General features: G+C 69.9%; 20 protein-coding genes. 1 reads left to right on the forward strand and 19 read right to left on the reverse strand.

Annotated features, from left to right (window positions below; translation table 11 throughout):
- Positions 1 to 152 precede the first annotated feature (152 nt).
- Positions 153 to 1,292, reverse strand: coding sequence for a diguanylate cyclase domain-containing protein (locus AB4850_RS01135; protein ID WP_414440792.1), 1,140 nt, complete (start codon positions 1,290 to 1,292; stop codon positions 153 to 155).
- Positions 1,293 to 1,683: 391 nt separating this feature from the next.
- Between AB4850_RS01135 and gcvA the strand changes: the two genes are divergently transcribed.
- Positions 1,684 to 2,616 (forward strand): transcriptional regulator GcvA, encoded by a 933-nt coding sequence (gene gcvA / locus AB4850_RS01140; RefSeq protein WP_414440793.1) that lies wholly within the window; start codon positions 1,684 to 1,686, stop codon positions 2,614 to 2,616.
- An 80-nt stretch (positions 2,617 to 2,696) separates the two neighbouring features.
- Here the strand turns inward: gcvA and AB4850_RS01145 are convergent, their stop codons facing one another.
- The 18 genes from AB4850_RS01145 to AB4850_RS01230 all read right to left on the reverse strand — a co-directional run bounded on the left by AB4850_RS01145 (position 2,697) and on the right by AB4850_RS01230 (position 26,274).
- Positions 2,697 to 3,371: a pyridoxamine 5'-phosphate oxidase family protein gene (locus tag AB4850_RS01145; protein ID WP_414442045.1), complete on the reverse strand. Its 675-nt coding sequence runs from the start codon at positions 3,369 to 3,371 to the stop codon at positions 2,697 to 2,699.
- A gap of 215 nt (positions 3,372 to 3,586) precedes the next feature.
- Positions 3,587 to 5,236, reverse strand: coding sequence for a hypothetical protein (locus AB4850_RS01150; protein WP_414440794.1), 1,650 nt, complete (start codon positions 5,234 to 5,236; stop codon positions 3,587 to 3,589).
- Positions 5,237 to 5,441: 205 nt separating this feature from the next.
- Positions 5,442 to 9,713, reverse strand: a complete 4,272-nt coding sequence (locus AB4850_RS01155) for an autotransporter (protein ID WP_414440795.1) — start codon at positions 9,711 to 9,713, stop codon at positions 5,442 to 5,444.
- A gap of 164 nt (positions 9,714 to 9,877) precedes the next feature.
- Entirely contained in the window at positions 9,878 to 12,802 is a 2,925-nt protein-coding gene (locus AB4850_RS01160; RefSeq protein ID WP_414440796.1) for an ATP-binding protein, read from the reverse strand.
- Between the two features lie 55 nt (positions 12,803 to 12,857).
- Complete coding sequence (locus AB4850_RS01165; protein WP_414440797.1) at positions 12,858 to 13,313, reverse strand: CesT family type III secretion system chaperone; 456 nt, start codon at positions 13,311 to 13,313, stop codon at positions 12,858 to 12,860.
- A gap of 128 nt (positions 13,314 to 13,441) precedes the next feature.
- Positions 13,442 to 13,714 carry a hypothetical protein gene (locus AB4850_RS01170; RefSeq protein ID WP_414440798.1) on the reverse strand — a complete coding sequence of 91 codons (273 nt, stop codon included), beginning with the start codon at positions 13,712 to 13,714 and terminating at the stop codon, positions 13,442 to 13,444.
- 141 nt (positions 13,715 to 13,855) lie between these two features.
- Positions 13,856 to 14,101 carry a type III secretion protein gene (locus AB4850_RS01175; protein WP_206131309.1) on the reverse strand — a complete coding sequence of 82 codons (246 nt, stop codon included), beginning with the start codon at positions 14,099 to 14,101 and terminating at the stop codon, positions 13,856 to 13,858.
- Positions 14,102 to 14,130: 29 nt separating this feature from the next.
- Positions 14,131 to 15,603: a type III secretion protein gene (locus AB4850_RS01180; protein WP_414440799.1), complete on the reverse strand. Its 1,473-nt coding sequence runs from the start codon at positions 15,601 to 15,603 to the stop codon at positions 14,131 to 14,133.
- Positions 15,604 to 15,992: 389 nt separating this feature from the next.
- Positions 15,993 to 16,292: an addiction module antidote protein gene (locus AB4850_RS01185; protein ID WP_414440800.1), complete on the reverse strand. Its 300-nt coding sequence runs from the start codon at positions 16,290 to 16,292 to the stop codon at positions 15,993 to 15,995.
- Positions 16,289 to 16,594, reverse strand: coding sequence for a type II toxin-antitoxin system RelE/ParE family toxin (locus AB4850_RS01190; protein ID WP_414440801.1), 306 nt, complete (start codon positions 16,592 to 16,594; stop codon positions 16,289 to 16,291). The genes AB4850_RS01185 and AB4850_RS01190 overlap by 4 nt, the downstream gene beginning before the upstream one ends.
- Before the next feature lie 508 nt (positions 16,595 to 17,102).
- Positions 17,103 to 18,203, reverse strand: a complete 1,101-nt coding sequence (locus tag AB4850_RS01195) for a hypothetical protein (protein ID WP_414440802.1) — start codon at positions 18,201 to 18,203, stop codon at positions 17,103 to 17,105.
- Positions 18,204 to 18,219: 16 nt separating this feature from the next.
- Positions 18,220 to 18,483: a type III secretion system export apparatus subunit SctS gene (gene sctS, locus AB4850_RS01200; RefSeq protein ID WP_414440803.1), complete on the reverse strand. Its 264-nt coding sequence runs from the start codon at positions 18,481 to 18,483 to the stop codon at positions 18,220 to 18,222.
- A gap of 9 nt (positions 18,484 to 18,492) precedes the next feature.
- Positions 18,493 to 19,143, reverse strand: a complete 651-nt coding sequence (sctR, locus tag AB4850_RS01205) for a type III secretion system export apparatus subunit SctR (RefSeq protein ID WP_414440804.1) — start codon at positions 19,141 to 19,143, stop codon at positions 18,493 to 18,495.
- Positions 19,127 to 20,305 carry a type III secretion system cytoplasmic ring protein SctQ gene (gene sctQ, locus AB4850_RS01210; protein WP_414440805.1) on the reverse strand — a complete coding sequence of 393 codons (1,179 nt, stop codon included), beginning with the start codon at positions 20,303 to 20,305 and terminating at the stop codon, positions 19,127 to 19,129. The genes sctR and sctQ overlap by 17 nt, the downstream gene beginning before the upstream one ends.
- Before the next feature lie 130 nt (positions 20,306 to 20,435).
- Positions 20,436 to 21,092, reverse strand: coding sequence for a type III secretion system protein SctP (sctP, locus tag AB4850_RS01215; RefSeq protein ID WP_414440806.1), 657 nt, complete (start codon positions 21,090 to 21,092; stop codon positions 20,436 to 20,438).
- Positions 21,093 to 21,099: 7 nt separating this feature from the next.
- Positions 21,100 to 23,202: a type III secretion system export apparatus subunit SctV gene (gene sctV, locus AB4850_RS01220; protein WP_414440807.1), complete on the reverse strand. Its 2,103-nt coding sequence runs from the start codon at positions 23,200 to 23,202 to the stop codon at positions 21,100 to 21,102.
- Between the two features lie 20 nt (positions 23,203 to 23,222).
- Positions 23,223 to 24,299 (reverse strand): type III secretion system export apparatus subunit SctU, encoded by a 1,077-nt coding sequence (sctU, locus tag AB4850_RS01225; RefSeq protein ID WP_414440808.1) that lies wholly within the window; start codon positions 24,297 to 24,299, stop codon positions 23,223 to 23,225.
- A 529-nt stretch (positions 24,300 to 24,828) separates the two neighbouring features.
- Positions 24,829 to 26,274 (reverse strand): hypothetical protein, encoded by a 1,446-nt coding sequence (locus AB4850_RS01230; RefSeq protein ID WP_414440809.1) that lies wholly within the window; start codon positions 26,272 to 26,274, stop codon positions 24,829 to 24,831.
- Positions 26,275 to 26,280 lie beyond the last annotated feature (6 nt).

The following is a 26,280-nucleotide window of genomic DNA, read 5'->3' on the forward strand; positions in this document are numbered from 1 at the left end:
CGGCGCGGGGCGGGAAACCGGGCGAGACGCACAGCCTACCGTGGAAGCGAGCCGTCACGGCCCACCGTGGCGCGGCCGCGACGCAGGGCGCGCGCCGACTTGTTGCGGTCATGGAAGCGGGGGCGCGAGCCGAAATCGCGCCGGGCCGACGCTCAGGCAGCGGTTTCGGTGTCGCCGCGCTTGTTGTTGCGCTTGGCGTCGTACATCGCCGCGTCGGCGATGCGCAGCAGCGTGTCGATATCGGTGTCGCGGGCCGTGACGGGCGCGATGCCGACGCTCGCGCCGACCGTCGCGACGATGTCGCCGCCCAGCTCGATCGGCTTGGCGATTTCCAGCGCGATGGTGCGGGCGAAGTCGCGCGGCGTGCCGTACGCGTCGCATTCGTCGACGATCACGAATTCGTCGCCGCCCATGCGCGCCACCAGCGCGTCCTTGCCGGCGAGCCGGCGCAGCCGTTCGGCCACCTGCGCGAGCAGCATGTCGCCGGCCTCGTGGCCGTAGGCGTCGTTGACGGGCTTGAAGCCGTCGAGGTCGAGATAGAACAGCGTCATGCCGGCGCGCATGCGCGTGCGCACCTTGCCGTTGGCGGCCTGGAACAGGCCGGCGCGGTTGAGCAGGCCGGTCAGCATGTCGTGATGCGCGCGGTGGTTGTTCTCGCGCTCGGCCTTCATGGTGGAGATCAGCATCGCGTTGAGGCGGCGCGCGGCGACGCTCATCGCGAACAGGTAGAACGGGATCTGGATCAGCGACAGCCACAGCACCTTTTCGCCCGACAGCAGCGAGCCGAGCGCGCACGGGCCGAGCGACAGCACGATCATCACGGCGACCAGCCGCGGCGCGGCGAAATTGCGGAAGCAGATGCCGCCCACCATCGCGGCGGCCGACAGGAACGAGAGCGTGGCCGCCACCCAGTCGCCGCTCAACGCGCTGATGAACGCGCCATAGCCCACCGATGCGCCCCACAGCGGCGCGAGGTTCAGATAGAGATCGGTGGGGGTGTCGCGGTGTTGGAGCGCGCGGCGGCGCGACAGCACCAGCACCACCAGGCGGATCGCGCAGATCAGGATTTCGCCGATCAGCCAGATGCGGAACGGCAGCGAAGGGTGACGCGATTCGAGCGCCCAGGCCACGGCGATGGTATTGAATACGCCGCCGAAGAAGATCGGCAGCGTGCCGAACAGGGTGCCGACGAGCGCGACGCGGATTTCCGGCGGCATGTCCTGGCCCGGTTCGGCCAGCCATCTCGCCAGCCGCCCGCGAGGCAACGAATACACTTCGGTCCTGCTCTGCACTTGACGTACCTTCGTCGGATCGCGGCCGGCACACGGCGAGCCGGCGGCGCTTATTTGGAATCGGACAGGCGATGGAGGTGGCTTGCATGCCGTGCCTCGAAGGGCGGCACGCCGTCGGACCCCGCCGTCCGCCGTGGCGGACGGTTCCGACGCTCGCGCGGGCGCCGAGCACCCTGCCTGCGTGGCGGCGCTGTTTGCGCCGTATGCAAGTCTACCAGCCCGGAGGCGGGGCGAAAAACGCGGTTCGATGATTCGGTTTGCTCGATATTGCCGGCACGATCGCGTGGGCTTCGTGCCCCGGCGCTGCCAGCCTTGCCGGGGCGCGACGCCCGGCCGGCGCTAGAATGCCTGCTTCGCGCCGCCCCGCCTTTTGCCCTGTTCGCCGCCCATCATGTCGCGCTCCGCCCGCCACCACCGCCTGCCGCCGCTGAACGCCCTGCGCGCGTTCGAGGCTGCCGCGCGTCACCTCAATTTCCGGCTCGCCGCCGAAGAGATCGGCGTGACGCAAGGCGCTGTGGCGCAGCAGGTGCGCCACCTGGAGGACGTGCTGCAGCGCCGGTTGTTCGAGCGGCTGCCGCGCGGGCTCGCGTTGACGGCCGATGGCCGCGCCTATTTCCCGGCCGTGCAGCGCGCCTTCACGATCGTTGCGGACGCAACCGATACGCTGACCCGCCAGGCCTCGACGCTGACCATCACCACCGCGCCGTCGTTCGCGTCGAAGTGGCTGATTCCGCGGCTCGCGCGCCTGCGCGAATCGCATCCGGCGCTGGAAGTGCGGGTGATCGCCGATGAAAAACTGGCGACGTTTCGCGGCGACGGTGTGGATATCGCGATCCGGCTCGGCAAGCCGCCGTTCGGCAAGGGGCTGGCGGCCGAGCTGCTGTTTCCGCTCGACGTGTTCGCGGTGGCCGCGCCGGTGCTGCTCGACGCTTCGCCGCCGGTGCGATGCGGCAGCGATCTGGCCGCGCATGTGCTGCTGCACGATGCGCATGACCTGTGGCCGGAGTTTCTCGATGCGCTGGCGGCGGGGCCGGGTGTCGACGCGGGCAAGGGGCCGCGTTTCAACCAGTCGTCGCTGGCGATCGACGCGGCCATCGACGGGCAAGGCATCGCGCTGATGAGCGAGCCGCTGGTCGAGCGTGACATCGCGGCCGGGCGGCTGCGCCGCGTGCTCGATTTTTCGTTCCCGTTGTCGCTCGGTTTCTATGTGGTGTATCCGCAAGCGGCGGCCGACACCGAGGCGCGGCGCGCGTTGCGCGAATGGCTGCTTGCGCAGCGCGACCAGGATCGGCGCAGCCATGGGACGGACGCGCTGCGGATCTGAGTGGGGCAGGCGGTGTGTTGTGCTGGGTAGCGCTGGGTAGTGCTGGGTCGCTCAGGACGGTTCGGGGGTGCTCGGGATGTTCAGGGTGCGACCCAGCCGCCTCGCCAGCCTTGTGCGCCACCCGCGCTCCCTGCGCTCGCCGTGCCTTGCGTGTTCCCGATGCTTCCGATGCCCGCAGCATTCCCAGCGCCTTGCCCACCCTCCGCGTCATGCACGAAGCGTGCGCGGCGGTGGCCATCCGCCGCCAGGTCGAGCCAGTCTATCGCATCGATGCGCACGTCGATCACGGCGAACTGCGCGAACCCTTCCATGGCATCGATTTCGGCCCCGTCCGGCGCGGCCGGCGGATGCGCGTCGGCCGGCTTGGCCACCGGCGTGCCCGGCGGCAGCGGCGCGCGATAGAGGATCAGCGTGCGCGGCCGGCTCGACCGCCAGATCGCGAGCCGTTCTGCCTCGCTCGTGCGCAGGCTGGCGATGCCTTCGGCACGGATCTGCAAGCCGTTGGCGAGATCGCAGCCGACCAGCGCGAGGCGGCCGTCGCGGGCGATTTCGGCGGCCTTGGCCGAGCGCGCGTCGGTATGGAACATCAGCATGCGGGCCGCGCGATCCACGCCGCGCAGCACCACGGTGCGCACCTGCGGCGCGCCGTCGAGGCCTAGCGTGGCCGCCTGCAGCATCGTGAACGGCGAGCGCTCGCGGCCTGCGTTCGCGCCTTCGTCGAGCAGGTTCCAGATGCGGTCGAGCAGATTGATCATGGCGGGCAGCGGCAAGAGGGAACGGCACACGATAGCGGGCCGCTCCGGCGCTGTAAACGGATCTCGCCCCGGCGTCGCGCCCGGGCCGCAATGGGCCGGGCGCGACGCCGGGGCGAGGAGATCGGCGCGAGCCTGCCGCGCCGGCAGCGAACCCGAGCGAACCCGAGCGAACCGGCGTGACGCCGGCTCTCGCCAGGCGCGCCGTCAGACCGCCGTCAGACCGCCGTGTTGCGGCGTTGCAGCAGCGAGCCTTGCTGTTGCTGCGCCGAGGTGCCGGTGGCGACCGGCAGGATCGGGCCGCCGTCGGCATCGCTGTCGTCGCTGTGATCGACCTCGTGCACCGACGCGTTGCCTTCCGTCTTCTTGGTGTTGCCCATCTGCGCGAACGGCGCGTACATCACCATGCCGAGCAGCAGCGCCACGGCCAGGTTGTTGACGTTGGTCTGCGCGCCTTCGCTGAGGCCGGTGGTCTTGTCGGCGACGATCTGCGAGAGCAGCGTGCTGGCCGTAAACAGCGTCGCGCGGGCCGGGAACGCGCCGGTGGCGGTGTTCTTCAGCTCCTCGAGCGTCGGCATGTGGAGCGAGGCCTTCAGGGCCGGTGCGCCGCCGGCGGTGATCGAGTTCGACACCAGGTCGTCGGCCACTTCGCCGAACATGTTCCAGCCGGCGCGCTCGGCCGAGTGGTCCGTCTGCAGCACCTGGCCGGCCGCGCCCGCGCCCGACGGGCTGGACGTGTACGACATGCCCGAGCCCACCACCATCTGGTCGGCCACGTAGGCGGTGCCGGCAGCTTGCGATTGCGCGAAGCTCGGCGTCTTTTCTTCCTTCGGATCGAGCTTGACGAACTGCTGCACGCCGTCGCGCATCGCGCAATACAGCACGAACGCGCCCAGGCTGGCCGACGCGCCGGCCATGCTGCCGGTGCCGACCGCGGCCAGGCCCATCACGCTGCCCACCGCCATCAGGGCGAGACGCGAATTGCGGCTGGTGTTGGTGGCGATGCCCTTTTCCTTGTCGCGCATCATGCCGGTGACGAGCAACGCGATCGGCGCGGCCGTCAGCATCAGGCCGATCATCGATTTCACGTCCTTCGACACCTTGTCGTCGCTAAGGAGTTCGCCGAGCTTCTGGCCGGTCAACTGACGCAGGAACGTCGGGCCGTAGACGGTCGGGATTCGCGCGACGATCGAGTGCGCGGCCGAGGTCACGAACTTGCCGACCGGGTTCTCGAAGTTGTTGTTGACGATGTCGTTGGCGAAATCGAGCACGCTCTGCACCATCTTGCGTTGCTCGGGCGTGCTCGGCTCAGCGCTGTCGTCGGTGCCGATCGCCTGGTGCAGCACGGCCATGTTCGCGTCGAGGCGCACCGGGTCGTGCGACACGTCGAACGCCTCGATCATGTCGTGCATCTGCGTTTCGAGCTGGCTCAGGCCTTCCGAGCTGAACTCGGCCAGTGCCGGCGCGTCGGTGATGTCCGTCTCGTGGATGCTGTGCAGGCTGTGGAGGCTGACCGAATCGGTTTCGCCGAGCATCGTGCGCTCTTGCTGCGTGGCGTGCGCGGGATGCGTCGGGCGGCGCTGCATGCGCGGCGGCGGCGGGTGCTGGGCGTTGCGGCGCGCGGCGGCGGCCGCCGAGCTGGACGCGGCGGTCGACGACGATGCGGTGGTTTGCGTCTGCGGGCGCGTGCGCACGCTCAGGCGCGAGCCGCCCTCCTGACGCTGCGAGGTCAGATCCGACAGCGCGTTGTTGCCGGCGCGCGTGGTAGGCGCGTTGGTCGTGTTGTGGGTGGTGGTGTGATCGGTGGGGATGGACGACTCGCCGATGGACGGCGTATTGGTGCGCCCGGAGATGCTGTTGGTTGCCATGAGGCCCTCTCGTAAGGATCGAGTCGCCGGTGCATGGCACATGCATCGACCTGATCCAGTGTTCCAGTGTTCGGCAACAGTAGCGAGATGGAGCGCGCGCCGGCGGCAAAACGCGAACGTGCGTCGTGCATGACGAAGAGGCCGCCGCGCGGGAGGCCGATCCGACATCTGCATTACATCGTGGCGTGCTGGATGCGGGGACGCATCAGGCGCGCGGCGGCGGGTCCGGCTCGTCGGCGGCGTCGAAGCTGTCGCGGGCGTCGAAGAACGTGTCGCCGTCCTGGTCGATGTAAGGTGTTTCGGGCGGGCGGCCCGGCGATGTGGCGGTGCTCGCGGCGCTCGCGCGGGCGGTGCCGGGGCCGGTGCTGCTGCCGGGCGGCGGCGGGGCCGGGCGCGTCGGCGGCGCGGTGCGCGGGGTGGCGGTGCCGCTCAGTGCGTCGAGCGATTGGAAGCGCGACGCGGTGCTCGACCCGGCAGCGGACGTCGGATCGAGCAGGCTGTCGAGGCCGGTACGGGTGCCTGCCGCGGGCGGGGGCGGACGCAGCGGCGAGCGCGGCGGGATGGTGGGCGCAGGCGGCGGCGGGCGCAACGGCGAGCGCGCCGGGATCGGCGGCAGGGCCGATTGCGGACGGCGTTGCGATGTCGATGGCGCGAGCGGCGGCGCGATGGGGCGCTGTTGTTGCTGCGTGTCGGTTGGGATCGCAGGCGGAGTACGCGTGGGAGCGGGCGGCACGACAGGCTGCTGCTGTTGCCGCGCGTCGGTCGGCACAGCAGGCGGAGTGCGCGTGGGCGCAGGCGGCGCGACAGGTGGTTGCTGTTGCTGCGTGTCGGTTGGGATCGCAGGCGGAGTACGCGTCGGAGCCGGTGGCACGACCGGCCGTTGCTGTTGCCGCACATCGGTTGGCACTGCAGGCGGCGTCCGCGCGGGCGGCGGCGGCCGCAACGCCGAGCGCGGCGGCACCACGGGCGGCACCGGCACCGCAGGCACCACCGGCACCGCAGGCGGAGGCACCACCACGGGCGGCACCACCACCGCCGCCGCCTGCCGCTCCTGATAGCGTTCGAGCTTGTCGAGATCCGCGAAATCGGCCGACTCCGAGACGATCTCGTGCTCGCCCGACACCTGCGTGACCGACGTCGCGATCAAGCCCGCGTTGAGGCCCGAGCGCGTGGTGATCGCGTTCTGTTCCTTGACCTTCAGGTCGGACGCGATCCACGACGCCGGGTTCGTCATGATGTCGTCGATCCGGCGCGCCACGCTCGCGGTCGGCTGGCCGTGCACGGCGTCGCTGGCGGTCAGCGCGTCGATCTGCCTGGCCGCGCTGTCGCGCAGCCGGAAGCGATGGAAGAACGTCTGGTTCGGCGCCGAGTTGGCGCGCGCGTCGCCGAGCAGCGTGTCGATCTTCCGGTCGGCCGCCTCGTGCGCGGTGGCCCAGTGCGCGGGCGTGGCGGTATCGACATCCACGCCCTGCGCCTTGAGCGACTTCAGCGCATACAGGTCGCGCCACGCACCCGCCTGCGCGTCCACCGCGTGCGTGAACGTCTCGGCCGACTTGTATTCGACGTCCACCAGGCACGAGCGCGGCACCAGCTTGCCGTTGTCGCGCGCGATCTGCACGCGCGATTCGATGCCGGAATCGGTCAGCGCGAGGATCGCCGACGGCGTGTCGATCGACGACAGCCCCAGCCCCACATCGTGCGCCTTCGGCCCGAGCGACACCGAGCCGCTCAGGCCGCCGGTCAGGCGCGCGACCCAGCGCGCGCCGCTGCCCGAGCGATGCTGCTCGACCTGCAGCGCGCCGGCGTCGTCGTGAACCTCGCGCGTATGGCGGCGCGTGGCCGTATAGCCGGCGCCCACGCCGATGCCGGCGGACAGCGGCGTCTTGGGAATCCCGCCGTACACGCCCACGTCCACGGTGCCGCCGCGGCGCACGGTGTCGTCGATGCCGTCGGTCCAGCCGACCGAAATGTCCGGATCTTCCAGGAACTGGTCCGCCAGGCGGTTCCAGGTGTCGCCCTCGTTGCCGGTGCGCGCCGTCGCGGAGCTGTCGACCAGATGCTCGAACAGCGCCGCGTACTTGGTTTCGAGCGTGCGGTCGTCGAAGTTGGAGCCGTCGGGCAGCACGCGCCGCGCCACTCGCAGCGACACGCCGCTCGGCTCGTTGCGCTCCTGCTGGTGCAGCACGGCCTGGGTCGTCACGCCCGCACGCAGGTAGGACAGGCCCACGTCGAAGTCGTAGCCCACGCGCACCCCGAGCCCCGCCTGCGCGCTGATGCCCTTGGCGGTGCCCATGAAGATTTCCGAGCCGTAGTTGCTGCGCGCGAACTCGACCAGCGCCGAGCGGTTGCCGGCCGCGCGAAGGTCCACGCGCGGCTGGATCGGCACGCCGTGCACGCTGAGCAGCTTGCCGACGTTGGCCGACAGCCCGCGCGTGCTGAAGCCGAACCGGTTGCCGTCCTGCATGCGCAGCCGCGCGCCGGACGGGATCGTCCTGACCACCTCGGACAGCGCCGCCACCACGCCTTCCTGGCCCGGCGTGGCGACTGTTTGCGGCAGGTTCTTGGTGTCGCTCCTGAGCGTATCCACCGCGCCGATGAAATCCGCGTCCTCCACCCCGGCGCGCTGCGTCCAGCCGGCGATGCGCTGCGCGTTGAACGGCACCGTGCCGAGCGCGCGGAACGCCGGGTCCTGCTGCGCGTTGCGGCCCGACCAGCCGGCCGTGTCGCGCAGCATCGCGTCGCGTGCGGGCATCAACTCCGGAGTGGCGGACAGATCCTCGGTGGCCAGCGCGTTGCGCATCTCGTTGGCCTTCGCGACGATCAGCCTGGTTTGCGCGGCATCGGGCTGGCCGGTCTTGAAGCCGCCCTGATCGAACCAGACATGCAGCGCCGCCAGCTCGGCGATCGAGTGGCCCGGCTGCGCGTGCGTGAGCGTCGCGGCGGGCTGCATCATGGGCCGGTCGAGCAGCGCGCCGCGATGCTCGGCCAGCTTGGCGAGCGACTTCTGTTCCTTGGCGATGGTGGCGCGCGTGACGTCCTGCGTGCCGCTGCGCAGCGCGGCCAGCGGCGCGCGGTGCTTGCCGACCGAGCGCGCGGCGAAGGTCTTCCAGCGCGTCTCGCCCGCTTGGTCGAGCGCCTTGCCGGTGAACTTGTGCAGACGCGAGCGCGTCTTCGCCAGCGGCGTGCCGGGGCCGTCCTCGCGATAGTGCTGGCGCCACGCGAAGAAGTCGCCCTTGTGCGCGGCGCTCATCTGCGCCACGCCGTGCGTGTTCGCGGTGGCCGCCGCCGAGAACGCGCGGGCGGCCAGCGTGGGCGTGCCGCCGGCCGCCACGTTGCGCGCCTGCACGGCGCCGGGCGCGGGGTCGTTGGCGGGCGTCAGCGCGTCGTGCGGGCCGGGATCGGCGTGATCGGCCGCTTCGAGCATGGTGCGCTGCGCGTTGATGCGCAGCGGCGTGTCGTCGGGGCGCGGGCCGCGCAGCACCTGCAGCGCGTCGAAGCCTTCCTCGGTGCGCGACAGGGTGCGCGCGGCGAGCCAGGCGCGGGCGCGCGTCTCGTCGAGCGGCTGCGCCGCGCCGGCCGGGTTCGCGCTGGTCGATTGATCCATCTGCGAGAAATCGAGCCGCGACATTTCATCGAGGATCGCGCGCGCGTCCGTGGAACTTGTTGCGCCCGCGCTGCGCAACGCGATGGCCAGCAGCGCGCCGCGTTGCGTGGAGGGCGCGGCATCGGGCGCGCCGAGCCCCGCGAGGCGGCCGGCCAGGATCGCGTTGTCGCCGCCGTTCACGCGCTGCACGCCGGCCGGCTCGGGGAACCACACGTCGACCTGGGTGCGCAGCGCGTCGGGGCTGTCGAGCGATTCGATCCGCATCGCCTGCTCGTCGGCATCCTCGTGATCGTCCTCGGGCACTGCGGGCAGCGCGCCGCTCAGTGCCGCGCCGGCCTTCTTGCCCGCGCGGCGGCGCAAGGCCTCGGCGTGCGAGGCCTTCGGGTCGGCCGCGTAGCGCGCGCCGCCGGTGACGTATTCGCTGGCGCCGATCGGCCGGTTCGCGCTGATGCGCTGATGGAACGGCGTGGACAGTTCGGAGCTGGCGGCCTGCACGTGCGTGACGACGCTGGCGGCCACGCCGCGCGAGGCGCCCGCTTGCGTGCGAGCTGTGTTCGGTGCGGCGTTCGGATTGGCGTTGTGGCCGCCCGAGCGCGAGAACATCGCCTTCAGGCGGGTGGTGCCCAATTGGCGGCGTGCGGCATCGTGGTTCGGTGCGGGATGGGCCGGGTCGCCCGCCGTGCGCGCGTCGGCCGGTGCGTTCTGCCGCGTCGCGTCGCGCCGGTTCGGCAGCGGCGCGGCCGGCTGCGTGGTCGGTGCGGCCTGCCCCGGCACCACGTGCGCCACGCCGGGCACGCCGCGCGCGGCCGGCTGCTGCGGCTCGGCGGGTGCGGTCCCACCGATGCGGGCGAGGACGGACTTGAACGACGGCATCGAGGCTCCGTGGCGCCATGCGGGCCTCGCGCTTCATCGCGAGGCCCGCATGTTGGGATGGAGTGCCATGCTAGGGCGCCTGCGTGACATCCATTAGTCACGACCCTCACGGTATCGGAAGCCATGTCGCGCCATGCGAAGCGGGCTACGCCGGGCGCGACTTCTCAGGGCGTGCCGTCGAGCGCGTCGAGATCGGCGCGGATTCGTTCGACGATGCGATAGGCGCCCTGCTCGGTGGCGCAGCGCAACGCGGTGAGCAGCGCGCGGCGCGTGAGCTCGGACGCCTCGCCGCGCGCCCGCGACAGCCGCCCTTGCAGATGCAGCAGCCAGGGCAGCGTCCAGCGCTCGCCGGTGCGGTCGGCGCGGCGCGCGGCCTGCGCGATGCCGTTCGCGAGCGTGTCGGCCAGGACCGGCTCGGCCTCGAACGGAATCGACGGCAGCAGCGTGGTGACGAATGCCAGCTCGACGGGCGGCACGCGGTGCGATTCGAAGCGCCCGGCGATCTCCGCGACCAGGGCGCGCGCGGCCTGCCGATCGCCGGATCGGCCCACCAGCCAGCGTTGCACGTCGAGGCCGGTGCGCAGCCAGCGGCGCGGCGCGGCCGAGCTGGCCAGCTCGACGAGCGCCGCCGCGTAGGCCTCGGCGCGTGTCACGTCGTCTTCCACCACGGCCAGCGCGCAGGCGTGGCGCAGCGCGACGCAGCACGACAGCGGTTCGTTGTCGGCGGCCATCAGGTCGGGGATCTCGCAGTCGCGCGGCGTGCCGCCCACCAGCCATTGCACGGTGGACAGCGCCGCGTTCGCGATCAGGTGCAGTGACAGGCCGTGGCGGGTGGCCAGCGCGCGTGCCTCGCGCACCACTTCGGGCGGGTTGGCGGCGTCGCCGGCGGTGCCGCCGAGCAGCGGAATCGCCTGATGCAGATCGCCCGTGTAGGCGCGCAGCATGCCCTCGATGAGCTGTGCGTTGTGCTGCGCGGCGGGCCAGCGCGCGGCGTCGGCGATCTCCGAATACTTGCGCGACAGCTCGCGCGCGCGCTCGGTTTCGCCGCGGATCTGCGCGCGGAAGAACAGGTGCAGCAGCGCGCGCAGCCGCGTGGAATTGTCGGCGCAGGCGCTGGCGATCTCATAGGCGCGCTGCCATTGCAGCGCCGCCTCGCTGGCCGCGTTGCGCTTGCAGGCCAGCGCGTTCGCGAGCGCCGCCGCCACCCGCATCTCGGGGCGAATTCGGCGCACCGCGCCGTTGTCGCCGCATACCGCCACGCGTCGCGCCCAGCCCACGTATTCGTCGCCGAGCGCGAGCCGCACCCACAGCGGCGCGGAATGGTCGAGCAGGTCCGCGCCGAGTTCGGGCTTGCCGTTGTCGATGCTCCAGTCGAGCGCGGCACGCAGGTCGGCCAGATCGTGACGCACCGAAGGGGGCGCGAGAAACGGCCCCGCGCCGAAGCGGCGTGCCATGCTGCGCGCGATCTGCGCCGCGTGCAGCGCGCCCGGCGTGGCGCGTTCGGGCGTGCGCGCGAGCGTCGCCAGCGCGAAGCGGCGCACCGAGGGCGGCAATTGCAGGCGCAGTTCGCCGTCGCATTCCACTTCGTCGACGAGGCCCGCCGCCACCAGGTTGCGCAGCCGCCGGCCGGCCACCTCGGCCGGCGTGTCGTCGAGGCTGAGCGCGCGATCGAACGCCACCAGCAGTTCGATCCCCGTGGCTTCGTCGAACGCGCCGTGAAACAGCCCGAGCCGGCGCAAGGTGCTGCGCGTGCCCGCGTCGAGCCGGCCGTAGACGAATTCGACGCACGCCAGTTGCAGATCGCCATGCGGCAGCAGCCGGCGCCGCGCGCCCGAGCGCTGGGTGAGGAAGCGGTCGAGTTCGGTCGCGGCGCCGACGAACGTCGAGCGCACCTCGCCGCTGGCGGCCAGCGCGACGGCCAGATCGGCAGCCAGCAGTTCGACCGGATGCGGCATGCCGTCCACGCTCGCGCAGATCGACGCGGCGGCGGCCAGCGCATCGGCCGGCAGGCGCGTGGCGCCGGGCGCGCCGTCGCGGCGCTGGCGGCGCAGGAAGGCCGAGAAGAACAGCGCCAGTGCGTCGCTGTTGCCGGCGTCGTCGGGCTGGTGCGCGTCGGCCGAGACGCCGAGCGGCGCGACGGCGATGGTGCGTTCGCCGAGCACGGCAAGCGGCGCGTCGCCGGTGGCCAGCACGTGCACGCCGGGCGCGGCGGCCGTCAGCTGCTCGATCACGCGCGCCACCGCATGCCGCAACGGCGAGACGTGATCGATGACGATCAGCAGGCGGCGTTCCCGCAATGTGTCGGCGAGTTGGTACGCATCAAGCTCGCCGCCGGCGGTGTCGACGTCGAGCGCATCGGCGATCGCATGCACCACGCGGTCGGGCGTCGAGAGCGTGGCGAGCGGCACGTAGGCCACGCCGTCCGGGAAGCCCGGCGCGAGGCCGCGCGCCGCCTCGATCGCGAGGCGGGTCTTGCCGATGCCGGCCGCGCCGGTCAGCGTGACGGTGCGCGCGGCCGGCACGGTGGCCAGCAGTTCGGCCAGCTCGGCGTGACGGCCGACGAACGGCGACGGGTCGTGCGGCTGGGCCTGGGCGAGCGTGTCGCGCGCGAGCGGCGCGGGCTGGAGCGGTGTGTCGTCGAGCGGAGCGGGGCTGTCGGCGGGCGCGGCGGCTGCGTCGCGGGCCGGGCGTTCGCCGCCGTCCACGTCGGGCTGATCGACCACCCGCAGGTCGCCGGCGAAGCGGTAGCCGCGGCCCGGCACGGTTTCGATCAGGTCGCGATCGTCGCCGAGCACGCGCCGCAGCGCGGAAATCTGGGACTGGACGGTATTGGCGTCGACTTCGAGGCCGGGCCACGCCGCTTCACGCAGCGCGGTGATGGCCACCGCGCGGCCGTTGGCGTCGATCAACAGGATCAGGATGGCGAGCGGACGCGCGCCGATCGAGACGATTTCGCCGTCGGCGATCAGCAGGCCCGCATCGCGCAGCAGCCAGAAGCGGGAGAAAGCGATCGTGCGGCCGGCCGGGGTATCGGACGGCGCGAGCACGCTGCGCCGGTTGGGCGCGCGTGGGGAATCGGATTTCGACATCGGGGACTACACGGGACGCCTGACTCGGGTTGATCGGCCGAGCGGCGCTGGACGGTCATGCGCGCAACCAGACGTACTCCCCGGAGGCGATGCCGTCGAACATGTCGTCGCTCGATTCCATGATGTTGCGCCGCCAGTAGCGGCCATGCTCTGCGTAATGGGCGAGCAGGTCGGCCAGTTCCGCACCGTCCACGCCGCTGTCGAACGGAATGCGCAGTATCAGTACCACGTTCCCGGTATCCGTGTCGATCCCCATTTGTGCCTGATCCTGCGCGTAGACGAGCAGGTTCGCTTCGAGCATCAGGCGGAAAATCGTCAGGGTTCGGCCGGCGGTGACGGTTCCGTAATGGAAGTTCGCGTACATCGCGTCGATGTCGTTATCGAAGTAATCGAGGCGGACGTCGAAACCTTCGACCTCGATCGCGCGCGTGGTCAACACGTTCTGCACGTCGGGCAGGCCGATGACGGCGCAGAGATCCTCGATCAACCAGGTATAACGGTCTGAGCTCATGCGATGGACTGGGCTGGACTGGGAAGGCCGGGTGGGGGGAACAACGGAAAACAAAAAGGGCGGCCGCCCGGAGCCGGGCGAAACCGCCGCCACGACGGCGTCGCGTGACGCGACGCCCGCGTGTGCCATTAACCGCCTTGCGATGCGCTTTTGACGTTGCTCGCGCCGCTCTTCATCACGTTCGCCAGCGAAGCCGCCATGCTCTGTTGGAGCTGCATCTGCGCCGAAGCGAGCGTCATCTGGTTCATCTGGTTGCTGATGCCTTGCATCTGCGATTGCGTCGATGCCGAATCGGCCGAGCCGGCTGCCGAGTTGGCTGCGCCGCTTGCAACGTTGCCTGCCGTGCTGGCCAAACTGGAGGCCGAGCCGGCCAGCGAACTGATATTACCGAGAGAAGGCATGGTGTTACCTCGCGAGTCTAGGAAGTTCGGTTTTCGAAGGAAAGACAGGTACTGCCACTGCGATGCCGGTCCGGTTCCGTCACGCCGTGGCGGGCACGGAGCCGGGCAGCGTTCGAAGGCGGCGTGCCGCCCGCGAATGGGTTACGACGCGTTCGCGCGCTGCTCCTGCAGCTTGGCGAGCGCTCGCGAGGTCGCGAGAAAGCCGCGATACAGCTTCGCGAGATTGCTGCGGTCGAGTTCGTTGGTCGACGGGGTCGCGCCGATCTTCTCGGCGGTCGCGTCGAGGGCCGCGCGCAATGCGTTGACGCGGGCCTGGCTGTCCGGCGCGTTCAGCAGCGTGCGGATGTCGTTGAAATCCTTGGCGTGCGGTTCGAGCGGTTCGTACATGATTTCGATCCCTGTGGTGACGTGTCGGCTCAGCTCGCGATCGGCGAAGCCGGCGGCCGGGACGATGATTCGGCCCGGCGCGCCGGCGGCGCATCGGGGCGGCGTGCCGATGCGAGCATCGGCGCATACGAGCGGGCCGGTGCGCCTTGCGGCGCGGCTGCGGCCGGTACGTCGGCTGCCGCGGACGGCAGCGGCACGAATTCGTTGGCGTTGCTCGGCGGCTCCTGCGGGTTGGCCGCGTTGCGCGCGCTCTTGGTGTTGCGTGCGCCGTGGGCGCGGTTGCCGGCGTTGCCGCTGTTGCGGCCGGCCGTGGCCGGTGCGGCGGCCGTTGCATCGGCCGCCGCGTTGGCGTCGGGCGTGCCAGTGGCGCTGTTTGCGGCGCTGTTCGCCGTGCCGTTCGTTGCGCCTTGTATCGCGCCGTCGGTCGACATGTCCGCCGGGGCGCTGACGCCCGTGTTCGCGCCGACGTTCGCACCGGTGGCCGTGTTCGGCGCGGCGGCGCCCGAGGCGAGCTGCGGGTCCGACGCGTAGATATGCTTCACGCCGTCGGGCGTCTGCGCGTACTGCACGCCGTCGGCCGAGATCATCTCCGAGTAGGCTGTGGCGTCCGTCGAACTGGCGTTGTCGGCCGATTCGGAGACATCCGAGACGATGTCCTTCACGTTCGGGTCGAGATCGGCGCGCACGCGGGCGATCGCCGCGTCGAGCGCCATCTTGTTGCCGACCGAGCCCTTGATCACGAAGCGCCCGCCGCCGCCGTACTGCACGCGCGCGCCCGGTATGCCCAGCGAATCCTCGATGCTGCGCGCCACTTGCGGCGCCACGTCGTATTGCGCCGCGACCTGGGTGATGGCGAGGCGGCGCAGCAACTGGCGCACCGCGGCATCGTCGGCCGAGCTGGCCAGCATGCCCGTCACCACCACCGTGTCGCCCACCGCGTGCGCGCCGAGGCCTTCGATGCGGGCCGCGGCCAGCGCGTCGGTCACGCGGTGCGCGTTGTCGTCGGCGTTCGGCGGCAGGGCCGCGCGGCTCATCTGCGCCGTGGACAGCACCGACACCGTCACGATCACCGCGCCCACGCCGAAGCAGGCCGCCGCGACGCCCAGGTAGCGGCGGCGCAGCGGCGAGGCCTTCGGCACCGGCTTGGTCATCAGCGTCTGCAGCAGTTCGTAGTCCGACGGCCATACGCCCGCTTCGTCGCCGACGCAGAGGATCGTGCCGTCGAACTGCATCGGCACGAAATCCACCAGCAGGATCGTTTCGAGCGGGCCGCTGGTGGCCGTGCCGGCCGTCGCGGCGTTCGCTTCCGGCGTGCCGGGGGCTGCCGCGACCATTTGCGCCGACACCACGCCGGTATCGGCCACCGTCAGCCACAGGTCGCCGCCGCGCCAGTCCGTCAGGCGAATGTCGGCCGCATCGTCCGTGCCGATGCGGTGCGCGCCGGGCGCGAGCTGCAATTGCGCGCCTGCGTGGGTGCCGGTGAGTATCCGCAGCAGTTTCATGGGTGCGTCGAGTCGGGTCACAGCCTCAGCTATCGTTCCGACTAATGTAGGCGGTCGGCAGGGATCGGCTGGCGAAGGATGCGAAGCGGGAGCGTGGTATGCGAACGCAGGGGCGGGGGGAGATTGGGGGCGGGGGCGGGGCGGATTTTGCGGGAAAGGGGGCGAAAACGTTGGCGTGGCGGGGGGCGAGTGGGGCCGACGGCCGATTCGGGCGGTTTTGCGCTTGACCGCTTCGGAGGGGCGCCGATGAGGATTGGCCGCTCGCTTGCCGCCCGGGCAGGTGACGTCGCGGTGGCCCGACGCCGCGACGGCCGTGCACCGGCCGTCGCGCGGTCAGGCAGGTATCGAAGTGCCTGCTTGAGCGGGCACAGGCTGGTATCGAGGGGCTGTCAGGCCGCGAGCGTTGCCGGACGGAACGACAGGCGCAGCCCGAGCGCAGCGGTGATCTTCATCACCGTGGCGAAGCTCGGATTGCCATCGCCCGACAGCGCGCGGTAGATGCCTTCCCGGCTCATGCCGGTGTCGCGAGAAAGCTGGCTGATATTGCGCGCGCGGGCAACGTCGCCGAGCGCGGCGGCGATCAGGGCGGGATCGCCGTCTTCGACGGCGGCTTCGAGATAGGCGGCAATATCCTCGGCGGTGACGAGGTAATCCACGCTGTCGAAGCGGCTGAATTTCGCGGGTTTCATCGTGGTGACTCCTTCCATTGCAACGCGATTGACCGGGCGAGGGCGATGTCGCCTGCCTGCGTGGGTTTGCTGCCGCCGCACAGCAGCAGGACGACGGTGATGCCGCGTTGCAGGTAATACACCCGGTAGCCGGGGCCGTGGTCGATCCTCATCTCCGAGATGCCGTGTCCGACCGGTTTGACGTCGCCGGGATTACCGAGACCCAGGCGCCGGATACGCAACACGATGCGCGCTCGTGCCTGCTTATCGCGAAGCGCGGTGAGCCACGACTCGAATTGGACAGATTTGAAGATTTCGATCAAGTGTCAACTCTAGTTATCAGCTCATGAAATGTCAACCGAGGTTGACAGAAATTCGGCTGAAAATGACGGATGGCCTGATTTGGGTCACGTTTTCAGCGGAGAGGGACGCTGAACGTGCGCGAGACAGGGTGTGACCGCACATGGCCGATGGCCGGGGCGGCGCAACCAACAGGGTAGGGAGGGCGGCGTGTCGTGTCGCCTCGGCCGGCTGGCTGAGGCGATCGGCGATGATTGCGCTGGAAGACGCCGTGTTTGGGCTGCGGAATCGCTGGGAATGGAAGGGAGGAGGTCCGCCGAATGGCTGAGCCGCCTCCGTCGCAACCGCATTGTGTCGTCAGCGTCCACGACGAAGACAAGCAGATGATCGCGATCCGCACGTTGCTCAACGCGCGCTGGCGACCCCGATGGCCCCAGCCTTGCGCGTGCCGTTGCCGCTCGACGAAATGAACGTCGCGCTCGATGACGAGCAGGCGCGCGTCGTCGGCATTGCGTTCAACCTGCTGTCGATTTATCGGGTGGCGTTGATGAATTTCGAAGCGGTGGAATCCCGCGATGCGCGCGCCGCGCTCGACCGGCCGGCGCATGGGAAAAGACGCCGCCCGACAAGGCGATCGTCTGTTTGAAGGCTGAAGCAGAGGCCCGGCTTATCGTCGGGTTCGAATCGGTTGAAATGGGGCTGGTTGGTCGTTTTTAACGTCGCATGAACGATCGGGCCGATCGCGGCCCTCTCACCCCTTCCCCCCTCCGCCTTCTTCCCCGCCCGCCCCAAGATCCCCGCCTTCACACTCTGCTGAATCGCCCCACCTCTCTCGCGCCGCAATTTCCCCGCCTTGAACTCGGCCCGCAGCATCACGAGCGGCAGCACCATATTGAACGACTGGCTCCCGGTAGAAGGCCCACCCGCCAGCGCCAGCTCCCGCAGCGCCGCAATCCCGCCGGCGCCCACGTGGCCGATCTTCATCTCGATCTGCTGAAGATCGATCATCGCGGCGGCCAGCTTGGCGGCCCAAGGCGTGGCGTCGGCTTGTCCCGCGCTGGCGCGCAGCTTCACCACGGCGTCGTTCCAAGCAGTACGCACCGCCTCGGCGCGCTGCGCATCCTGGCCTTCGCCGAACTTCGCCGCGATCGCATCGAGCGCGCTCGGCGGCGCGGTTTGCGCCGAGGCCGGGCGCGGCCCGCCCGCCTGCGCATCCGCACCGGCGCCGCCCGCCTTGCCGGCCTCCACGGGCGTGTCGTCCTGTTCCTGCTCGCGCCCGCGTCCGCCGCCACCGCCGCGTCCGCCGTTCAGCGCGTCCATGTCGTCCTGCTTGAACGAGGCGTCGCCGTCGTCGTCTCCGCCCGCGCCGCCCACGTTGTTGCGCTTGGCGCGTGCCACGTTGGCGCGCTTGCGGTTGCGCGCAAGGCTCGCGAACTTGCGCTGCGCGGCCTGGTTGCCGTTCTGCGCCTGGTTGGTGTTGGTGAACAGCGTGCCGTTGTAGGTGGTGGCTTTCTGCGCCTGCCGCGCGCCTTCCTTGGCGGCGGTGTTCTGCTGCGCGTCGCCGGCGCGGCGCGCCTGATCGGCGGCGGCGGTGGTTTGCGGGCGAACGGTCGGGTTGCGGTTGATGGCCATCGGGTCGGTTTTCCGGTCAGAGCGGCACGGCGGTGCGCATCATCTGGTTTGCGAAATGCAGCACGGCGGCGCAGCACACCGGCGCGACGATGATGATGGTGATGGTCACGGCGATCAGCTTGATGACCTGCGGCAGCGTCTGGTCCTGCAGCGAGGTGATCGCCTGCACGAACGACACGCCCAGCCCCACCACGGCGGCGACGATCACGGGCGGCAGCGACACGGTCAGGCACAGCAGCATGCCCTGCGTGGTGAAACGGATCAGCGAATCGACATCCATCGTCGCTCCTTACTTGTAGGTCATCACGAGGCCGTGGATCAGCGTCGACCAGCCGTCCATCACCACGAACAGCAACAGCTTGAACGGAATCGCCACGTTGGTCGGCGTGACCTGGTTCAGCCCGAGCGCGAGCAGCACGTTGGCGATGATCAGGTCCACCACGATGAACGCGATATACAGCAGGAAGCCGATCTTGAACGCGTCGGTCAGCTCGGACAGCGTGAACGACGGCGCCAGCACGATCAGGTCATGCTCGGTCAACTGCTGCGCCTGCTCCTTGGGCCACACCACGGCGGCGGAGCGCAGGAAGAAGCGTTTCTCGCGCTCGGCGGTGTGCTTCTCCAGGAACGCGCGGAACGGCTCGCGCGCCGCGCCGAACGCCTGGATCAGCGCCTGCGACGGCTGCGCCGACAGCTGCTGGCCCTCCAGCGCCTTCTGCGCCTGCATGCCGATCGGCGCCATCACGTAGATCGACACCAGGATCGCGATGCCGTTGAGCACCATGTTGGGCGGCACCTGCTGCACGCCCAGCGCGTTGCGCAGCAGGCCGAGCACCACGACGATCTTCGCGTAGGAGGTCACCACCATCGCCACGAAGGGCAGCAGGCTGATCGCGATGACGACCAGCAGCAGCCCGGTAATGTCACTGAACTGAACCATGCCGATGCGCCATCCTGATGATTCGTACGCCGAGATGCTCGCCAACCGTCACGAGTTCGCCAAAACCCACTGTTTGCCCATGCACCACCAGCCGCAACTGCGCATCGGCGGCCGGCACCGGCAGTTCGACGACATAGCCCGGGCCGAGCGCCGAAAGCTGGTCGAGCGGCAGCGCGACCGTGTCGATCTCGAACTGCACGGGCAGCTCGAGGTTGCCGACCACGATCGGTTCGTCGGGGCGATCCGTCGCGAGGCCGACATCGGCACGGGTCGAATCGAGTTCGTCGGACATGGTCCACTCCTGAGTAAGGGTAAGCGTCCGGCCGTCGAGCGACGCGCCGGCGTGCGCGCGCAGATGGCCGCGCGCGCCCCACGCGGCCACGACGCGCGGCGCGCCGCCGCCGCCGTGCAGCGCGGCTGCATCGAAGGTCGGAAACAGGCAGCGCAGCAGCACGTCGCCGGGTTCGAGCGCCGAGAGCGTCTCGACCGCGAAATGGCGGGTGCCGACGATGGCGCTGCCGGGCAGGTTCAAGGCGGGAAACGCGGTGCGCCAGGCGTCGCCCGCAGTGCGGGCGATCAGCGCGTCGAGCGTGCCGAGCACGGCGCTGGTGGCCGCCACGGTGCAATCGATGCGGGTTTCGCCGAGCGCGATCGACAGCGCCATCGGCGGCAGGTCGAGCTTGGCGTCGGCAAGGCAGTCGGCCAGCGGGCGGCGCATCACGGACACCACGCGCGGCGTGTCGAAGCCCATTTTTCCGAGCGCGGCGGCCAGCGGTTCGAGCAGCACGCCGGCCACCGTCTGGCGCAGCGCCAGCTCCGCGCCGCTCGGCGACAGCATGGCCGGCGCGCCGGGCACGCCGGTGCGGTCGGGCCAGGCGAGGATCGCGAGCGCCGGGTGCGCGTCGAGATCGAATTCGACGAACACCGGCCGCGCCGCGCCGCCGGGGGCGGCCAGCGCCAGTTCGAGCACGGCCGGATCGCGCAGCGCGCCGCGTGCCGCGCCGGGGCCCGGGCCGGCGATGGGCGCGATGCGCAGCACCCGCGCGCCGGTGGCGGCCAGCACGGCGGGCGCGAGGCGCGCATCGTGCGCCGTCTGCGACAGGCGGGCCAGGCCGACGTCGACACGGCGCGGCACCGCGCGCGCGATCGCAGCTTGCGTCACGGTCACAGCGCTCGCGGCAGGCGTCGGTCGTGCCGGCGGAGCGACGTGCGGCGCCTGAGCGTCGGGGTCGCTCGCAGGGTCGTCGCTGGTCGTCGCGGTCAGAAAGTCGGCCATGCAGGGAAGCGGGTGATTACCAGATGGTGAGTTCGATGTCGCGAACCTCGCCCCACGCGCGCATCGTTTCGGCGAGCTCGCGCTGGAGCATCGTGCTGTGGGTCAAGAGTAAGTCGCGCGCGGTCGGGTCCTGCGCATCGAACCGAAGCAGGAGACTGAAACGCGAAAGCGACAGCGACAGCCGGGTTTGCGGCAGCAGCGCGGGGTCGAGCGTCATGTGCGCTTCCCAGTTGCCGGCGTTGGCGATGGCCGGATCGCCGCAGAACGCCGCGATCTCGCGCGTCAGCACGCCGAGCACCTGCAGGTATTGCTGCTGGTGCATGTAGACGGCCGACACGATCGGCACGGCGGCGCGCTCGACGCGGGCCGGCAGCGTATCGCGGTCGTCGGCGGCCGGGATGGGCGAGAGCGTCGCGCCGGGGTCTTCCGCGGGCGCTTCGGCATCGTCCGGCAGGTAGCGCGGATCGAAATACAGCGCGATCTCGGGCTGCGCCGGCGCTTCCTCGGGCGTGTCCTGGCCGCCCGTTTCGGCCTGCTCGCGGGCGGGCAGCCGGTGCGGCGCGCGGCGCGAGGCCAGCGAGGCGTAATCGAAGCGGCGCTCGCGCGGCCGGCTCGGCTCGGCGCTCGCCGCGCCCGGAATGATGCGCGCCGAGCGCGAGTCGATGGCGGTCATGGGCGGCTCAGGCGTTCAGCGTGACGCGGCCGACCGGCTTCAGCTCGACGTGCTCGCCCAGCTCCTGGTACGAATACACGGCCAGCCAGCCGAGCCGCGCCTCGATCATGCGGCGCACGTAGCGGCGGATATCCATCGACGTGACCAGCACCACGCCGTCGCGCGGCGCGGTGCCGACGAACGACTGGATGCGATCGATCAGGAACGCGGCGTCGTTCGGCGGCAGCGCGAGGAAGTTGCCGGTGGGCGTCTGCTTGATCGCGGCGCGAATGTGCTGCTCGGCCTGCATGTCGAACAGCACGGCGGAAAGCTGGCGCTCGCCCTTGGCGGCGCGGTGCGCGAGAAAGCGCGAGAGATCGCCGCGCACGTACTCGGTCAGCATCAGCATGTCCTTTTCCTTCGCGCCCCAGGCGATCAGGCTTTCCATGATGGTGCGCACGTTGCGGATCGACACCTGTTCTTCCAGCAGGCGGCGCAGCACGTCGGCGATCCGCTGCGGCGGCAGCACCTTCTGCACCTCGGCCACCAGGCCCGGCGCGTCGTGGCCGATCTGGTCGAGAATCCACTGCACTTCCTGGATGCCGAGGAACAGCGTGGCGTGGCGGCGCATGGCGGCCACGCAGGCGTGCGGGATGATCTGCTCGGCGCGCCACACGGGCGTCTTGGGCGGGATCGCCTTGTCGTCGAGCCAGCGCGTGGGCAGGCCGTCGGTGGCGATCAGCGGGCCGGGCTCGGTGCGCTCGGCCAGTTGCTGGTATTTCTCGGCCACGCTGGCCGCCACGTCGGACGCCAGCAGCGACAGGTCGGGCAGCAACACCTTGCCCGCCGGCAGCGCGACGCTCAGGTGCGGCACGTCGTGCACCAGGATCTCGAACGTGGAAGCGGCCAGCGGCGCGTGAATCCACATCGTGATGCCGGGGAACGGCAGCCCGAGCAGCTCCTGCAGCGCGTTGCGCTCGCCCTCGAACGCGATGTCGAGCGTCGGCAGCGACAGCCGCGCGGCCAGGTCGGGCGAGATCCGCACGCCCACCGCGCAGGCGAACTGCGGCGCGCGCGGCAGGATCGGCGGCACCTCGGTCTTCGCGCCGGAGCGCTGCATCGAGGCCAGCGTCTCGCCGCCGCCGTGCTCGCTGTCGCGGGCGGCGGGCTTCTTGGAAAGCTTGTAGCCGGCGAACGCCAGCAGCCCCGCCAGCATCACGAACAGCAGCGCCGGAAAGCCCGGCACGGCCGCGAAGCCGAGCAGCAGCAGCGCCGCGAAGAACAGCGCGCGGCTGCTGGAGCCGAGCTGATGGCCGATCTCGTCGCCGAGCGAGCGCTGCTTGGTCTGGCGCTCGTCGGCCACCCGCGTGATCATCACGCCGGCCGCCACCGATAGCAGCAGCGACGGGATCTGCGACACCATCGCGTCACCCACCGACAGCACCGAGAAGCGGTTCGCCGCGTCGCCGGCCGACATGCCGTGATAGGCCACGCCCACCGCGATACCGGCCAGGATGTTGATCAGCGTGATGATCAGGCCCGCGATCGCGTCGCCCTTCACGAACTTCATCGCGCCGTCCATGCCGCCGTGCAACTGGCTTTCCACCGCCAGCGTGGCGCGCTTGCGCTTGGCTTCCTCGGGGGTCAGCAGGTTGGCGCGCAGGTCGGCGTCGATGCTCATCTGCTTGCCGGGCAGCGCGTCGAGCGTGAAGCGCGCGCCCACCTCGGCCACCCGCTCCGAGCCTTTCGCGATCACGATGAACTGCACCGTCGTGATGATCGCGAACACCACCAGGCCCACCACCAGGTTGCCGCCCACCACCAGCTTGCCGAAGCTCTCGATGATGTTGCCGGCCTCGGCGTGCAGCAGGATCGACTTGGTCGAGGCGATGTTCAGCGAGAGCCGGAACAGCGTGGTGAACAGCAGCAGCGACGGGAACGCCGAGAGCGCCGAAATGTCCGGCACGTACATCGTGATCATCAGGATCGTCACGCTGATCGTGATGTTCAGCGCCAGCAGCGCGTCGATCATCAGCGGCGGCAGCGGCAGGATCATCAGCGAGATGATCGCCACCACCAGCGCGACGATGCCGATTTCGCCGCCGGCAGGGAGTTTCAGGGACTTCAGCATCGTGGCTCCGGAGGCTGCGCTCAGTGAACGGGCGGGTGAGGTTGGGAATGCGCATCGCGGCTCGCGCCGATCGAATCGACCCAGCGCAGGATCGCCGCGATGGTTTCGAACAGCGCGTCGGGAATCGGCTCGTCCACGCCGACCTTGTAGAGCGCCCGCGCCACCGGCGGGTTGCCGACGATCGGCACGTCGGCCTCGGCCGCCGCGCGGCGGATCGCGGCCGCCGCCTCGTCCATGCCCTTGGCGATCACCACGGGCAGCGGGTGTTCGTCGGGCGCGTAGCGCAGCGCCACCGCGTAGTGGGTGGGGTTGACCACCACCACGTTGGCGCGCGCCATGCGCGGCGGCGGCGAATTGGCCATCTCGCGCGCGATCCGCTTGCGTTCGCCCTTGATCATCGGGTCGCCTTCGTCGCTCTTGTGCTCGCGCTTGACCTCGTCCTTCGACATCTTCATCTGCTTGATGAACAGCATCTGCTGCAGCTTGACGTCGGCCGCGCCGACCACGATGAAGATCACCGCCGCCACCAGCATCAGCTTGAGCAGGATGCTCCAGAACATCGCCGACAGCTCGGCCAGCGGTTGGTACAGCGCACCCGACACCAGCGGGATCAGGCCGCGGATCACCACCCACATCACCGCGAAGATCAGCGAGGCCTTGACGATCATCTTGGCGGTCTCGATCACCGTCTTGATCGAGAAGATCTTCTTCAGGCCTTCGCCGGGGTTCAGCGCGTTGATGTTCGGCATGACCGGCTTCAGCGCGATCTGCAGGCCCACCTGCATGCCCGAGCCCATCAGGCCCGCGAACGCCGCGCACAGCGCGAGCGGCACCACGGCGAGCAGCGCGATGCCGCCGAAGCGGTAGAGCCGGTCGTACATGTCGGTGAGCGTGTGCGGCGTGTTGACGAATTCGAGCGAGCTCATCACGAGTTGCCGCATCGAGTCGCGCAGGTGCGCGCCGGTCGCCATCACGAAGCCGATCGCGGCCGTCATCGAGATGGCGTCCGCGAGGTCCGAGCTTTTCGAAACCTGGCCGTCCTTGCGGGCGTCGCGCAGTTTCTTGTCGGTAGGTTCTTCGGTTTTTTCGTCGCTCATCGCTCGCTCGGCGCGGGTTGTGCGCAAGCGCCCGCCGGGCGGGGCGGACAGGGGTTGGCGGGGCGGCCGGCGGCGCTCGGGCTGGCTTGCGGCGGCGAGGCGGCAGCGTCCAGCGGCGGCGCACGCACCGAGCCGGTCGGACGAAGATAGCCGGGGGGCGTGGCGGGGAGGGGGAGGGACGCGAATCGGGCGATGGGGATGCGAAGTTGGGGGCGGCGGCGGGCGGCTCGGGCGGATTCGCAACGTCTGAAAGGCGGCCAACCTTATGTCAAGGTAGGCCCGCGATCCCGGCCCGGGTGCACTACTCGCATGGATTCAGGGACGGGCTGCGGCCGCCGGGGCGAGTCGCGTCCCACGCCTCTGGGGATACTCCCAGGCCGGTGCCCGGCCGCGCCAGCCTCACCAGGCGATGGCCGCGAGCGGCGTCGCATACGCCATGCTCGGCCGCGCCCATTTTTCGCGGGACTGCATTCCTGATTCGAGCGGCACGGAATACCCTGCCCATTTCGGCATGTCGTTCACCTTTTCATTACCCGATCAGGCTCGCCACGAAGTCCACTATTGATTCGACCATCCGTGAGAAGAGCCCCGCATGGCGGATGAAGAAAAACACCACGATAAAAAAGATCGTGGCGCACGTAACGATCGTGTCAGTCGTACTCCAGCCCTTGTCCGGCGACAGCAGCATGCAGACCATCCAGAGCGAGGCGAGCGCGCCAAATTCAGGACCCAATAACGGCCTGTAGCCGTATTCCTCCTTCCATGGCACGTCCACCGCAGCCGGCTCCTTTGCCACCAGATTCAGCGCGACACCCTGCGTGTCGGGCAGCGCGACAAGCTGCGGCCCCTGGCCGAAATGCGCCATCTTCGCGGCCAGCGCCTGAGTCACCCAGCGCGCCACGGGGGCTTGCGGGCCGATGGCAGGATCGAGCGCGTGCGCTTCCACCTTCAGGCCGGACTCCTTCACCGCGGCAAGCGTCGCATGCTGTGCCAGCCCCTTGAGTCTGCTGTGCCAGAAGTGACGGATACGCTCGCCGGGCACCTGTCCGGCCTTGAGCAACGAGGTCAGCAGTGCATCCACCTGATCGGCGTCGCCAGTAATCTGGCGCAGCAGCCACGCCTGGCGCTTCAGGTCCGGCTTCTCGGCGATCAGGGCAGGCGAGCCCAGCAGCAATGCCACTGCTGCTTCGGAATCCCGATGTTCGGCGTCCGGTCCGCTCTTGTTCAAATGCCAGGCGAGCAGGAGACGATACTTCGGCATCGTGTCTTGTGAGTGCCAGCCATGGTAACGGGCCTCACTCTCGAACCACCGATCCGCAAAGCCAAGGTCGCGACCGTTATCCAGCCAACGCACGACCGGCTTGCCCGGTAGCTCCAGCCTGCACCAGGCTGTCAGAACCTCGCTGGATAGCGCCTCATGGTCGCACTGCATCACGATCTCGAATGAGCCACTTTTTGCCGCTTGCGCGAGCCTCCTGACCAGCGGCGTGAGCAGCGCATCCAGCAGGCGGCTCAAACGCGATCCATCATCGGCCGCATCGATATTGTTCAGCGCCATCACCTTGCCGGGATTCATGGGCGGTGAGCCTTCGAGTGCCAGCATGCGCTCGGCCAGGTCCGGCTCGGGCGTGAGGATCACGCTGTCGAGCACCGCCATGCCAGAGCGGCTTTGCCGCTGCCAGCCGGTTATCTGGCGCCAGCGTGCCGAGTTATGTTCAGCGGCCTGCATTGCCGGGATGTCATACGCAAACCGGTGCACGATAAAACTCAGTGTCAACCAGCCGAAGAACGGCACCGCGACCGCGTCATGCAGAACGCTGTCCCACGGTATGGCGCCATCCTTGGGCAAGCCAGGCACTACCAGGGCGAGAGCGAAAACCTCGACGATCACGTACAGCACGAGATGGAACCAGATGGATAACGGCTCGTCTGTCGCCCGCTCGGACGGGAACTGCGGGTTCCAGAGAAAATTCATTCGACC

Origin of the sequence: Burkholderia sp. 22PA0106, from assembly GCF_047497155.1 — a bacterium.
GTDB lineage: Bacteria > Pseudomonadota > Gammaproteobacteria > Burkholderiales > Burkholderiaceae > Burkholderia.